Source organism: Williamsia serinedens (assembly GCF_024171725.1).
Classification (GTDB): Bacteria; Actinomycetota; Actinomycetes; order Mycobacteriales; family Mycobacteriaceae; genus Williamsia_A; species Williamsia_A serinedens.
Genome location: NZ_JAMTCG010000003.1, coordinates 676788 through 689349 on the forward strand (window position 1 = coordinate 676788; position 12562 = coordinate 689349).

The following is a 12562-nucleotide window of genomic DNA, read 5'->3' on the forward strand; positions in this document are numbered from 1 at the left end:
GTGGACAATGGATGGGTGACCGATGGCCCGTTGATCGTCCAGTCCGACAAGACCCTCCTGCTCGAGGTGGACCACCCGCAGGCCGCGGAGGCCCGCGCCGCGATCGCCCCGTTCGCCGAACTCGAGCGTGCACCCGAACACGTCCACACCTACCGCGTGACGCCGCTGGCACTGTGGAACGCCCGCGCCGCGGGCCACGACGCCGAGCAGGTGGTCGACGCCCTGGTGTCCCACTCGCGCTACGCCGTGCCCCAGCCGTTGTTGATGGACATCGTCGACACGATGGGCCGCTTCGGCCGCCTCCAGCTGGTGAAGAACCCGGCGCACGGACTCACGCTGGTCTCCCTCGACCGCGCGGTGCTCGAGGAGGTGATGCGCAACAAGAAGATCGCCCCCATGCTCGGCGCACGGATCGACGACGACACGATCATCGTCCACCCGTCCGAGCGCGGGCACATCAAGCAGCTGCTGCTCAAGATCGGCTGGCCCGCCGAGGATCTCGCCGGCTACGTCGACGGTGAGGCGCACCCGATCGAGCTCGTCCAGGACGACTGGGAGCTGCGCGACTACCAGCAGCTCGCCGCGGACTCGTTCTGGGAGGGCGGATCCGGCGTCGTCGTGCTCCCCTGCGGTGCGGGCAAGACGATGGTCGGCGCGGCCGCGATGGCCAAGGCCGGTGCGACGACGCTCATCATGGTCACCAACACCGTCGCCGGACGACAGTGGAAGCGCGAGCTCATCGCCCGCACGTCGCTGACCGAGGAGGAGATCGGCGAGTACTCCGGCGAGCGCAAGGAGATCCGCCCCGTCACCATCGCGACGTACCAGGTGATGACGCGGAAGTCGAAGGGCGAGTACCGCAACCTGGAACTGTTCGACTCCCGTGACTGGGGTCTGATCATCTACGACGAGGTGCACCTGCTGCCCGCGCCGGTGTTCCGGATGACCGCCGACCTGCAGTCGCGACGTCGGCTGGGGCTCACCGCGACGCTGGTCCGCGAGGACGGGCGCGAGGGCGACGTGTTCAGCCTGATCGGACCCAAGCGCTACGACGCGCCGTGGAAGGACATCGAGAACCAGGGCTGGATCGCCCCCGCCGACTGCATCGAGGTCCGGGTCACCCTCACCGACAACGAGCGCCTGCAGTACGCGGTGGCCGAGGCGGAGGAGAAGTACAAGCTCTGCTCCACCGCGCACACGAAGGTCAACGTCGTGAAGTCGATCCTGGCCCGCCACCAGGGCTCGCCGACGCTGATCATCGGCGCCTACATCGACCAGCTCGAGGAACTCGGTCAGGCGCTCGACGCCCCGGTGATCCAGGGGTCGACGAAGAACAAGGACCGCGAGGTCCTCTTCGACCGATTCCGCGCGGGCGAGATCTCGACCCTGGTCGTCAGCAAGGTCGCGAACTTCTCCATCGACCTGCCCGAGGCCTCGGTCGCGGTGCAGGTGTCGGGCACGTTCGGGTCCCGGCAGGAGGAGGCGCAGCGCCTCGGTCGGCTGCTCCGCCCGAAGAAGGACGGTGGGCAGGCGCACTTCTACTCGGTGGTCTCCCGCGACACCCTCGACGCCGACTACGCCGCCCACCGGCAACGCTTCCTCGCCGAGCAGGGCTACGCCTACCGCATCACCGACGCCGACGACCTCCTCGGGCCGGCGATCGGCGAGGGGTCCGGGTCAGCCTGACGTGAGGACGTCGGCGCAGTAGCTCACCGGGTTCGGGCGGCGATAGGAGAGCTGCTCCCCCGTCGAGCACACGTCCGGTGCCGACGACTCGACGCGCTGCTGCACCTTGATGACGGTCTTCGAGATCGCGAGACCCGTTGCGGAGCAGTCGACCTCGGCGAAGTCGGTGACCGACCCGGACTCCCCCGGCAGCGAATAGCACTTGCCCTCGCGCAGGTTCGGGGTGAGGCAGAGCCGACCCTTGCCGCGCTGGGTGAGGTGCAGAGCGTAATCGTCGGCGCACTGCGCGTTCTCGCCGACCTTCTGGCCGACGTAGAAGCTGAAGTCGGTCGACGAACAGTTCGCCCGGTGCGGCGTCGCCGCGTCGCTCGTCCCGGAGACGGTGATGCACTCCCCGGTGGCGGTGTCGTCGATGTCGGAGATCTCGCGGGACTGCACGAACAGCCCGGCGACGACGACCGCGACGACGAGTACCAGCGACACGACCGACGCGACGACGACCCACTTCACCCACGGGCGCTTCCGCGGGGGCTGGTCGCCCCACGGTGGCGGCGGCCCTCCCGGGAACGACGGCGGCGCACCGGGATACGTTCCGGGCGGCGGACCTCCCTGACCGGGGTACGCGGGGTGGGGACCCTGCGGATACGGCTGGTGCGGATACCCGCCGTACTGGGGCGGCTGGCCGTACTGCGGCTGCTGACCGTACTGGGGCTGCTGTCCGTACTGGGGTGCCGTCCCGGGGTCGGCCTGCCCGTACTGCGGGTACGTCGGCTGCTGATCGCCCGATGCATCCGGGGCGCGGCCCCATCCCGGGGACTCGCCGTTCTCGGGGCCCTGCGCGCCGGGGCCGTCCTGGGGACCGCTCATCGCTTCACACTAACCGGCGCGCGTCGGCGTCAGGCAGTACGCGATCGGCCGCGGTCGCCCGGTACCCCAGCCGATCTGCCCGGCGGGGCAGTCGACGCGCGTCGCCCCGTCGGCTCGGCGGGTCACCGCGTAGATCGGCGAATCGGCGGTGCCCGCCACCGTCGAACACCCTTTGCGCTCGTAGCGTGCGGCGCGTCGCGCCGCCGACGACCCGTCCCGCGCGGCGGGCAGCAGGTAACAGCGCCCCTGACGGAGATCCGGCACCAGGCAGATCGCGTCACCGCCGAGCTCGACGCGGAGGTCCGGCGCCAGCCGGGCGGGATCGGTCACGGCGGGACAGCCGGCGCGACCGGTCGGCCTGGCCGCGACGTAGAAGGTCATGCCGTCGCCGGTGCACCCGACGGCGTCGACGGCGACAGCGTCGTTGCCGCGGTCGTTCACGACGACACAGCCGCCGACGGCGACGTCGGCCGACGTGCGCACCGCACCCCGACCTCCGATCACCGCCACCACCACGACGGCGACGAGCAGCACCACGATCACCACGACCGCGACGAGCAGCGGCCACGTCGCTCGCCTGCGCACGTCGGTCACCGGGTGACCCTACGACCGGGAGGGCGTCCGCCGCTGTGACAGCCTGGACCGATGAGCACCGTCGCCCGCCTGGCCCCGTTCGCCACCACCGTGTTCGCGGAGATGTCGCAGCTCGCCGTGGCCCACGACGCCATCAACCTGGGTCAGGGTTTCCCCGACACCGACGGACCCCGCTCGCTGCTCGACGCCGCCTGCACCGCGATCACCTCGGGCGCCAACCAGTACCCGCCGGGTCCGGGCATCCCGGCGCTGCGTCGCGCGGTCGCCGACCAGCAGTCGCGCACCTACGGCCTCGACTACGACCCCGACACCGAGGTGCTCGTCACCGTGGGCGCCACCGAGGCGATCGCCGCGGCCGTCGTCGGACTCGTCGAGCCCGGCAGCGAGGTGGTGCTGATCGAGCCGTTCTACGACGCCTACGCCGCCGCGGTGGCGATGGCCGGCGGGTTCCGACGGTCGGTACCGCTCGTCGCCGACGGGGACGGCTTCGTCCTCGATCGCGACGCGCTCGCCGCCACGGTGAGTGACAAGACCGCCGCGGTCGTCGTGAACAGCCCGCACAACCCGACGGGGTCGGTGCTGTCCGACGACGATCTCGCGGCGATCGCCGCCGCGTGCGTCGAGCACGACGTCGTCGTCATCAGCGACGAGGTGTACGAGTACCTGGTGTTCGACGACCGCGAGCACCGCTCCATCGCGTCGCTGCCGGGCATGCGGGAGCGCACCATCCGCATCTCCAGCGCCGCGAAGACGTTCAACGTCACCGGGTGGAAGGTCGGCTGGTTGAGCGGTCCGGCACGCCTGGTCGCGGCGGCACGGACCGCCAAGCAGTTCATGACGTTCGTCGGCAGCGGGCCGTTCCAGCCGGCCGTCGCCGGTGCCCTCGACACCGAGATCGACTGGGTGCACGCCAACCGCAAGGACCTGCAGCGCAAGCGCGACGTCATCTCGGAGGCGTTGGCCGACATCGGTTTCGGTGTCCACCGCACCGAGGGCACGTTCTTCGTCTGCGCCGACCCGCGTCCGCTCGGGATCACCGACGGCGAGGCCCTGTGCCGCGAACTGCCGGGCACCTACGGCGTGGCCGGGGTGCCGGTCAGCGCCTTCGTCGACCGGCGCGAGCCGTGGCAGCACCTGATCCGCTTCGCCTTCGCCAAGCGCGACGACGTCCTGCACGAGGGCATCGAACGCCTCCGCCGTCTCGCCGGCTGATCTTCCCGCGACCGTGTCGACCCCTTTCGCGACCGTCTCCGCCTCCTGAGACCGTTGCGACGGTCGCGGCGAACAGATTCGGTCGCGGGAAACCGCTCGCACACACGTTCGATCGGGGCGTACGCTGGTCCCATGACCTCCGCCGGGACCCAGGGGTCGCTGTTCGCCGCCGACGACACCGAACCCACCGTGATGCCGCTGGGCGCGGCCGTCCGTCGTCGGGTGCTCACCGAGGGCGCATGGGTCGACGTCCGCCCGGGGTTCATCGAGGGCGCCGACGCACTCTTCGACCACCTGCGCACCGAGGTGCCGTGGCGGGCAGAACGTCGGCAGATGTACGACCGCGTCGTCGACGTCCCCCGACTGCTCAGCACCTACCACGAGGACGACCCACTCCCCCACCCCGTTCTCGACGAGGCGCGTGACGCTCTCACCGCGCACTACCGTCACGAGTTGCCCGAGGGGTTCGCGACGGCCGGGATGTGTTTCTACCGCGACGGTTCCGACAGCGTCACCTGGCACGGTGACACGATCGGGCGCGGTAGCACCGAGGACACGATGGTCGCGATCGTCTCACTCGGGTCACCACGTCCGCTCATGCTTCGGCCGCGCGGCGGCGGCGCGTCGCTGCGGTTCGTCGTCTCCCACGGCGACCTGCTGGTGATGGGCGGCAGCTGTCAACGCACCTGGGAACACGCGGTCCCGAAGGTGACCGGCGTCGGTCCCCGCATCAGCGTGCAGTTCCGACCTCTTGGGGTGTTCTGAGCCAATCTCAGATGTCGTAGGTGACGCCGGTGAGCTTCTCCGACGCGATCCACAGCGCCTGAGCGACCGACTCGTCCCGCGCCTTCGACAGCGGCTTGGTCAGCACCGGCTCGCCGCGCAGGCCACCGAGGTTCTTCGGTCCGTAGAACGCACCCGACGCGGCGTCGGGCGACGTCGCGGCGTACAGCTCCGGCAGCGCGCCGTTCGCGGCGGACTGACCGACGAGGAGGTTGGTCACCGACATCAGCCGGTCGTAGAGCGACTCGGTGTGCGACTGCAGGTTGGTGCTCGCGTACCCGGGATGCGCGGCCATCGACCCGAGGGTGGACCCCGACCGGCCGAGGCGACGGGCGAGCTCGAACGCGAAGTGCAGGTTCGCCAGCTTCGACTGCCCGTAGGCCGTCCACCGCTCGTAGCGACGACGGTCATAGTTGAGATCGTCGAGCGCGATCTTGCCCGCCGCATGCGCGAACGACGACACGGTCACGACGCGGTCGGTGATCTTCGGCAGCAACAGACCGGTCAGGGCGAAGTGGCCGAGGTGGTTGGTACCGAACTGCATCTCGAACCCGTCGGCGGTGCGGCCCTTGGGCACAGCCATCACCCCGGCGTTGTTGATCAGCACGTCGACCTTCTCGACGGAGGCGGCGAACTCCCGCACCGACGACAGGTCGGCGAGATCGAGGCGGGACACGGTCGCGTTCGCGCCGATCTCCCTCGCCACGGGCTCGGCCTTCTCGGTGGAACGGCAGGCGAGGACCACCGAGCCGCCCGCGGCACCGATCGCCTTCGCGGCCTCGGCCCCGAGCCCACTGTTGGCACCGGTGATCACGAACGTCCGGCCGGTCTGATCGGGTATGTCGCGCGTAGTCCAGCTCACCGTCGCGATCCTACGTGCGCCCACAGCCGTGGTCGTGGACTCGTGCAGCGGTCACAGCGCGTCGTGCGACTCCTATGCTGCGGGCATGACCGCGCCGACCTACGACTCCGTCGCAGCGGCGGCTGCGACCCTCGCCGGCATCGCCCACCGCACACCCGTGGTGACGTCGCGACTGCTCGACGAGATCGTCGGCGCGCGACTGTTCTTCAAGTGCGAGAACCTGCAGCGCGCCGGGGCGTTCAAGTTCCGCGGCGCCTACACCGCCGTCTCCCGGCTGCCCGCCGACCGTCGTCGCGCCGGCGTGCTCGCCTACTCGTCCGGCAACCACGCGCAGGGCCTGAGCCTCGCCGCGTGTCTGCACGACGTCCCGGCGACGATCGTCATGCCGTACGACGCACCCGCCCCGAAGGTCGCGGCGACGCAGGCGTACGGTGCGACCATCGTCCGCTACGACCGCTACTCGCAGGATCGGGTCGCCGTCGCGGGCGAGATCGCCGATCGCACCGGGGCATCGATCATCCCGCCGTTCGACCACCCCGACGTCATCTCCGGGCAGGGCACCGCCGTCGCCGAACTGCTCACCGACGTCGCCGACCTCGACGTCCTGCTGGTCCCGCTGGGCGGCGGCGGACTGCTCAGCGGGTCGCTGCTGTCGGCGGCGGCGCTGTCCCCCACCACCGAGGTGTTCGGGGTCGAGCCCGCCGCGGGGGACGACGTGCTGCAGTCGTTGCGGGCCGGGTACATCGTCGAGATCCCCACGCCACGGACCATCGCCGACGGTGCGCAGACGACCCGCGTCGGCGATCGCACGTTCCCGATCATCCGTGACCTCGTCACCGACGTCCTCACCGCCGACGACGACGCGCTCCGGCACGCGATGGGGCTGCTCGCGACGCGCGCGAAGCTCGTCGTCGAGCCGACGGGCGCCCTCGGTCTCGCCGCCGCGATCGGTCACCGCGAGCGGTTCGCCGGTGCCCGTGTGGGCATCGTCCTCTCCGGTGGGAACGTCGACACCGCCGTCTTCGCGACGGCCCACTGAGCTGCGACTGGAACAAAAACGGACCGCGGTCCATTATAGGGACATGAAGAACATCGGTTTCCTGTCGTTCGGGCACTGGACGCCCTCTCCGCAGTCTCAGACGCGGTCCGCGGCCGATGTGCTCCTCCAGTCCATCGACCTGGCCGTCGCCGCCGAGGAGCTCGGCGCGGACGGCGCCTACTTCCGCGTCCACCACTTCGCCCGCCAGCTGGCGTCGCCGTTCCCGCTGTTGTCCGCGGTCGGCGCGCGGACGTCGCGGATCGAGATCGGCACGGGTGTCATCGACATGCGGTACGAGAACCCGCTCTACATGGTCGAGGACGCGAGCGCCGCGGACCTCATCTCCGGAGGCAGACTGCAGCTCGGCATCAGCCGGGGATCCCCGCAGCAGGTGATCGAGGGCTACAAGTACTTCGGGTACGCGCCCGCCGAGGGTGAGACCGACGCCGACATGGCGCGTCGCCACACCGCGGTGTTCCTGCAGGGCCTCGAGGGCCAGGGGTTCGCACGTCCGAACCCGCGGCCGATGTTCCCCAACCCGCCGGGACTGCTCCGCCTCGAGCCACACTCCGAGGGTCTGCGCGAGCGGATCTGGTGGGGCGCCGGCACGCGCGCGACCGCGGAGTGGGCTGCGCAGCAGGGCATGAACCTGATGAGCTCGACCCTGCTCACCGAGGACACGGGTGTGCCGTTCCACGAGCTGCAGGCCGAGCAGATCCGCGTGTTCCGCAAGGAGTGGCAGAACGCGGGTCACTCCTTCACACCACGGGTGTCGGTGAGCCGCAGCATCTTCGCGATCACCGACGACCGGGACCGCGCCTACTTCGGTCACGGTGGACAGGAGTCGGACCAGGTCGGGCACATCGACGGCGGCATCGCCCGGTTCGGGCGGTCCTACGCCGACGAGCCGGACAGGCTCGTCGAGCAGCTGGCCGAGGACTCGGCGATCGCCGAGGCCGACACCCTGCTGCTGACGGTCCCCAACCAGCTGGGCGTCGAGTACAACGCCCACGTCATCGAGTCGATCCTGACCCACGTCGCGCCGGAGCTCGGCTGGCGCTGAACGACTCTCGTCTGCGACCCCCGTCTGCCTGGCAGGCGGGGGTCGCGTCGTCCCCACCACTCGACGGGCACCGGGAACCGATCGTCGGGCACCCGGAACCGATGGTTGGGCACCAGGAGCCGTTGGTTGGGCAGTCGGGACCGTTCGTTGGGCACCCGGAGCGGCCCGGCGGCACGACCACTGCTCCAACCGCCCACCAGACGGTTCCTGCTGCCCAACGAACGGCTCCGACTGCCCAGCGAACGGCGGTCAGCGGTCTGAGCGGGCAGGGCGCGCAACCCGGGCGGGTCAGGCTCGCTTGCCGCGCAGGATCGACAGCGGACGACGGATGAGCCCGTCGACGAGGTCGGTGAACCTCAGGTCCGAGTCGGCGACGAGATCGACCGGCGCGTGGACGTCCGTCGGCGTCGCGCGACCGCGCAGTGTCACCTGACCGATGGCGGTCCACTCGTAGTACTCGTCGTGCTCGGCGGTCAGCATGCACTCGCCGTCGTCGTCGACGCCGGCGGACACCAGGCTGTCGACCGCGGCGCCACTGGCCAGCACGTTGGACCGGCTCTGCTTGGCGACGTCGGCGAGACGCGCGCACTCGTTCACCGGGTCGCCGATGACGGTGTACTCGTACCGGGTCTCGGCGCCGATGTTGCCCGCGAACACGCGTCCGCTGGAGACACCGATCCCCACTCGGAGCGGATGGATCTCCTCCAGCTCGGCGCCGAGCTCGCGTGCTGCGGCGAGAGCGGCCGCAGCGGGGTCGGCGACGGCGTTGGGCGCACCGAACACCGCGAGCGCGGCGTCGCCCTCGAACTTGTTGATGAAGCCGTGGTGCCGGGCGACGACCTCGGCGACGATCGTGAAGAAGCGGTTGAGGCTCGCCGCGACGGTCTCGGGATCGGTCGACTCGGCGAACCGCGTCGACCCCTCGATGTCGACGAACAACACGCCGACCTCGGCCTGAGACCCGTGCATGCCGATGTCGGTGCGCAGCGCGCGGGCCGCGACCTCCGTACCGACGTGGCGCGCGAAGAGATCGCGTAGTCGGTCCCGCTCGGCGAGACCGTCGACCATCGTGTTGAAGCCGTCCTGCAGCACGCCGATCTCCGACGAGTCGTAGACGTCGACGCGGGTGTCGTAGTCGCCGTCGGCGACGCGCTCGACCGCACCGCGGATGTCGCGCAACGGGTCGGTGATGGACCGGGTCACCAGGGCGATCGCCCGCACGCCGCTCGCGAGACAGATGATGGCGAGGACGACCGTGGGGATGTCGAGGACCGTGTCACTCGGGGGCACCCAGCCGATGGCGCGCCCGACGTTGACCAGGACGATCCCGCCCAGCGGCACACCGCTGACGGCGAGCCACAGCACGATCATCCGTTCGCGGACGCCGAGGATCGGCTCCGGCGGCGGGGAGTCCTGCATGGCCGCGGCGACGAGCGGACGGCCGACGCGCTCCAGGATCATGTAGATCGCCGCGGCGCACGACGCACCGCCGAACGCGAAGGCTGTCGCGATGATGAGCAGGTCGATGGCCCCAAGGTCCCGGCCCGCGACGGACGCGTAGGCGACGACGCCGCCGACCCACCCGATCCCCGTCGCCGCCACACCGGTCATCGGCATGCGCTGCAGCGCGAGGCGCCGTCGTTTGTCGGCCGGGACTCCGGAGAGATACCAGCGGATGTGGGGTCGGAGCACGGCGATCGCGGCGACGAAGTCGATGGTCGCGCCGACGAGCAATCCCCAGAAGACACCGGAAACGCTCTGCCCGCCCGAACCGAGGGTCAGGTGACCGCCCGAGGTGGTGAGAGCGACCAGCAGCGCGGTCTCGAGACCGACCGCGACGGTGGCGACGATGATGCCGACCGTCGCCAAGCCCATCAAGCGGGACGCGACGGTGCGCCTGTCCTGCTGGTGGTGTTCGGTCATGGGTCGGCTCGTTTCCGTGTCGGCTGTCGTCGTCCGGCGGCCATCGCAAGTCGAGTTGCGTAAAGCCTACAGAGCGCAACCCCACTTGCGTTAGGGTCATTCCGTGTCGTCGACCACAGGGGGTCACCGTCGGGGCAAGGCGGTCCGCGACAACGTGCTCACCGCAGCCCTGAACGAGCTGCTCAACGTGGGTGTCGACGGTGTCACCGTGGCGTCCGTGGCCGAGGCGGCCGGCGTGCATGTGACATCCATCTACCGGCGCTGGCGGACGCGCGAGCAGCTGATCACCGACGCGGTGCTCAGCCATCTCGACCCGTTGTCGATCGACGTCCCCGACACCGGGTCGGTCCGTGACGACCTGATCGCCCTCCTCGCGAGCCTCGACGAGTCGATGTCGAGTCCGCAGAACTGGGCGCTGCTGCGCCTCGCGACGATGCCGATCGAGATCGACCGCCTGGAGGAGGCGCGCCGCCGGATCACCGACGAGCGCATGACCGAGGTCGCCACGATCCTCGAACGTGGGGTGGCGCGGGGGGAGATCTCCCCGCACGTGGATCATCGCCTCGCCCTCGAGGCGATGTACGGGCCCGTCTACGCCCGGCGACTGCTGACACACGAAGAGGTCGACGAGGCCTATCTCGCCGGCCTCGTCGACCTGTTCCTCGACGGCATCCGCGCCCGCTGACCTACCGGCGGACGCCGAGGTACAGCAGGGCGAGTTCCGCTCGCGCGGATCGTCGTTCCTGTTCGATGTGTTCCCGACGCCGACGGTGGTGCCGCTCGCGGTCGTCGCGGCTCATCGCGACGGAGCGCCGCGTGAGATGCGAGAACGGTTGCGCGAGAACGGTTGTCGGTGACGTGCGGCCGGAGACGGCCGGCGCCGGGACACGGGTCGTGATGACCATGGCTGCCTCCTCGGAGTCGGTGTGGGAAGTGACACCGAGGACGGTAGAGCGCGCCCGATCAGCCTGTCATCCGAATTTCCGCGCGCTCAGGCGGCTTTGGTGGCCTCGATCTCGAGGGTGATGGTCACCTTGTCACCCACGACGGTCCCGCCGGTCTCGAGCGGCATGTCGATGGAGATACCGAAGTCCTTGCGGTTCAGCTCGATCGACGCCTCGAAGCCCGCGACCTCGCCGTGGCCCATGCCCGGGTTCACGCCGTTGAACTCCAGCGGCATCGACACGGACTTGGTCACGCCCCGCAGGGTGAAGGCACCGGTCAGCACGTAGTCGCCGTTCTCGCCGGTGACCGAGGTCGAGACGAACGTGGCGGTGGGGTGGTTGTCGGCGTCGAAGAAGTCGGCCGAGCGGATGTGACCGTCGCGCTGCTCGTTCTTGGTGTTGATCGAGCGGACGTCGATCTCTGCGCGCACCGATGGGGTGCCGTCCTCGGCGATGGCGATCTCGCCGCTGAACGTGTCGAACGTGCCGCGGACCTTGCTCACCATCAGGTGACGGACCGAGAAGGCGATGGCGGAGTGGACGGGGTCGATGGTCCAGGTGCCGGTGTTGAGGCCGGCAGCGGTTGCGGTGGTCATGAGAACTCCCTCGGAGCACGGTGGGTCGGCCTGTCCGGCCCGTCGAGAACTATAAGCGGACCGCGGTCCGATTCATTCCGACAATCCCGGACGTGATCGACATCACGCCATCAGCGCATCGCGGGCCGTGCGGGGCGTCCGGCCGATCAGCTCCGTCAGCAGCGGGTCGACGCCGGCGAAGAAGCCCTGGGCCGCCGCGTCGTACATGCCGAGGGTGAACCGCGCCTGCGGCTCCGGCGCGCCGGCGGCCACCTGCTCGTCGACCCACTGCTGCGCGTCGACGACTTCGAGACCGATCGTCTCGCCGACCAGCTCCGATGCCACCTGGGCCACCTCCGCGAACGTCGGCGCCTCGGGTGCGGTGATCGTCACCGGGCCGTCGTACGCATCGTCGGCGAGGAGGACCGCAGCGGCGGCCTCGGCGGCGTCCTCGCGCGCCGTCCACGAGACGGGGCCGTCTCCCGGGACGCGGATGACACCCGTCGAGCGCCACGGCCCGGCCAACCAACCGAGACTGTGGGCGTAGAAGCCGTTACGCAGCGACGTCCACGGCAGGCCGCTGCGCGCCAGCAACTCCTCGGTCGCGGCGTGGTCGCGCGCCGGGGCGAACGGGCTGTCATGGGCGGCGCCCTGGTGGCTGGTGTAGAGGATCCGACCCACCCCGACCTCGACCGCGGCGTCGACGGCGTTCCGGTGCAGCGTCACCGCGTCGGCGAACGGGTCGTTCGACGACACCAGGAGCAGCTGGTCGGCGCCGTCGAACGCGGCGGGCAGCGACGCCGGGTCGGCATAGTCGCCGCGTCGGACCTCGACACCGCGATCGGCGAGGTGGCCGGCCCGGTCGGGGTCGCGGGTCACGACGACGAGGTCGTCGGCCGGCAGCTGCGTGAGCAGGTGGTCGGTCGTCGCCCCGTTGAGGCCACCCGTGGCCCCGGTGATGATGATCATGCTGGCCCTATCGTTGATCAGACTTTTATGTTTCCGACGATAAAA

The 12562-nt window shown here is 70.2% G+C and carries 13 protein-coding genes; 6 read left to right on the forward strand and 7 right to left on the reverse strand.

Annotated elements, in window-relative coordinates:
* Positions 1-15: 15 nt before the first annotated feature.
* On the forward strand, positions 16-1686 hold the full coding sequence (locus LX12_RS10585) for a DNA repair helicase XPB (RefSeq protein ID WP_253654483.1): 1671 nt from the start codon (positions 16-18) through the stop codon (positions 1684-1686).
* On the opposite strand, the gene LX12_RS10590 is transcribed toward LX12_RS10585, so the two are convergent.
* Positions 1678-2553, reverse strand: coding sequence for an LppU/SCO3897 family protein (locus LX12_RS10590; RefSeq protein ID WP_253654484.1), 876 nt, complete (start codon positions 2551-2553; stop codon positions 1678-1680). The two genes, LX12_RS10585 and LX12_RS10590, sit on opposite strands and share 9 nt — an antisense overlap.
* Positions 2554-2562: 9 nt before the next feature.
* Complete coding sequence (locus LX12_RS10595; RefSeq protein WP_253654485.1) at positions 2563-3147, reverse strand: hypothetical protein; 585 nt, start codon at positions 3145-3147, stop codon at positions 2563-2565.
* 51 nt (positions 3148-3198) lie between these two features.
* Here LX12_RS10595 and LX12_RS10600 point away from each other — a divergent pair, with 51 nt between their 5' ends.
* Positions 3199-4359: a pyridoxal phosphate-dependent aminotransferase gene (locus LX12_RS10600; RefSeq protein WP_253654486.1), complete on the forward strand. Its 1161-nt coding sequence runs from the start codon at positions 3199-3201 to the stop codon at positions 4357-4359.
* Between the two features lie 132 nt (positions 4360-4491).
* Positions 4492-5124, forward strand: coding sequence for an alpha-ketoglutarate-dependent dioxygenase AlkB (locus LX12_RS10605; protein ID WP_253654487.1), 633 nt, complete (start codon positions 4492-4494; stop codon positions 5122-5124).
* 7 nt (positions 5125-5131) lie between these two features.
* Here the strand turns inward: LX12_RS10605 and LX12_RS10610 are convergent, their stop codons facing one another.
* Positions 5132-6013 (reverse strand): oxidoreductase, encoded by an 882-nt coding sequence (locus tag LX12_RS10610; RefSeq protein WP_372504983.1) that lies wholly within the window; start codon positions 6011-6013, stop codon positions 5132-5134.
* Positions 6014-6089: 76 nt separating this feature from the next.
* On the opposite strand from LX12_RS10610, the gene LX12_RS10615 reads away from it, so the two are divergent.
* Together LX12_RS10615 and LX12_RS10620 are read left to right on the forward strand one after the other, a co-directional pair.
* A complete protein-coding gene (locus tag LX12_RS10615; RefSeq protein ID WP_253654489.1) occupies positions 6090-7043 on the forward strand; it encodes a threo-3-hydroxy-L-aspartate ammonia-lyase in 954 nt (317 codons plus the stop codon).
* A 43-nt stretch (positions 7044-7086) separates the two neighbouring features.
* Positions 7087-8106, forward strand: coding sequence for an LLM class flavin-dependent oxidoreductase (locus tag LX12_RS10620; protein WP_253654490.1), 1020 nt, complete (start codon positions 7087-7089; stop codon positions 8104-8106).
* 288 nt (positions 8107-8394) lie between these two features.
* Here LX12_RS10620 and LX12_RS10625 read toward each other — a convergent pair whose 3' ends face one another.
* On the reverse strand, positions 8395-10029 hold the full coding sequence (locus LX12_RS10625; protein ID WP_253654491.1) for an adenylate/guanylate cyclase domain-containing protein: 1635 nt from the start codon (positions 10027-10029) through the stop codon (positions 8395-8397).
* 103 nt (positions 10030-10132) lie between these two features.
* Here LX12_RS10625 and LX12_RS10630 point away from each other — a divergent pair, with 103 nt between their 5' ends.
* A complete protein-coding gene (locus LX12_RS10630; protein ID WP_253654492.1) occupies positions 10133-10714 on the forward strand; it encodes a TetR/AcrR family transcriptional regulator in 582 nt (193 codons plus the stop codon).
* A 1-nt stretch (position 10715) separates the two neighbouring features.
* On the opposite strand, the gene LX12_RS10635 is transcribed toward LX12_RS10630, so the two are convergent.
* The 3 genes from LX12_RS10635 to LX12_RS10645 all read right to left on the reverse strand — a co-directional run bounded on the left by LX12_RS10635 (position 10716) and on the right by LX12_RS10645 (position 12517).
* Positions 10716-10934 (reverse strand): hypothetical protein, encoded by a 219-nt coding sequence (locus tag LX12_RS10635; protein ID WP_253654493.1) that lies wholly within the window; start codon positions 10932-10934, stop codon positions 10716-10718.
* Between the two features lie 86 nt (positions 10935-11020).
* The gene (locus tag LX12_RS10640; protein ID WP_253654494.1) at positions 11021-11569 is read right to left on the reverse strand and encodes a YceI family protein; all 549 of its coding nucleotides are present in this window, start codon (positions 11567-11569) and stop codon (positions 11021-11023) included.
* A 102-nt stretch (positions 11570-11671) separates the two neighbouring features.
* Positions 11672-12517 carry an NAD(P)H-binding protein gene (locus tag LX12_RS10645; protein WP_253654495.1) on the reverse strand — a complete coding sequence of 282 codons (846 nt, stop codon included), beginning with the start codon at positions 12515-12517 and terminating at the stop codon, positions 11672-11674.
* Between the last annotated feature and the right edge of the window lie 45 nt (positions 12518-12562).

Excerpts from the sequence above, each read along its gene's own strand:
- LX12_RS10640 (WP_253654494.1), bottom strand. The coding sequence starts at position 11,569 with ATGACCACCGCAACCGCTGCCGGCCTCAACACCGGCACCTGGACCATC.
- LX12_RS10590 (WP_253654484.1), bottom strand. The coding sequence starts at position 2,553 with ATGAGCGGTCCCCAGGACGGCCCCGGCGCGCAGGGCCCCGAGAACGGC.
- LX12_RS10625 (WP_253654491.1), bottom strand. The coding sequence starts at position 10,029 with ATGACCGAACACCACCAGCAGGACAGGCGCACCGTCGCGTCCCGCTTG.
- LX12_RS10635 (WP_253654493.1), bottom strand. The coding sequence starts at position 10,934 with ATGGTCATCACGACCCGTGTCCCGGCGCCGGCCGTCTCCGGCCGCACG.
- LX12_RS10645 (WP_253654495.1), bottom strand. The coding sequence starts at position 12,517 with ATGATCATCATCACCGGGGCCACGGGTGGCCTCAACGGGGCGACGACC.
- LX12_RS10600 (WP_253654486.1), top strand. The coding sequence starts at position 3,199 with ATGAGCACCGTCGCCCGCCTGGCCCCGTTCGCCACCACCGTGTTCGCG.
- LX12_RS10620 (WP_253654490.1), top strand. The coding sequence starts at position 7,087 with ATGAAGAACATCGGTTTCCTGTCGTTCGGGCACTGGACGCCCTCTCCG.
- LX12_RS10605 (WP_253654487.1), top strand. The coding sequence starts at position 4,492 with ATGACCTCCGCCGGGACCCAGGGGTCGCTGTTCGCCGCCGACGACACC.
- LX12_RS10615 (WP_253654489.1), top strand. The coding sequence starts at position 6,090 with ATGACCGCGCCGACCTACGACTCCGTCGCAGCGGCGGCTGCGACCCTC.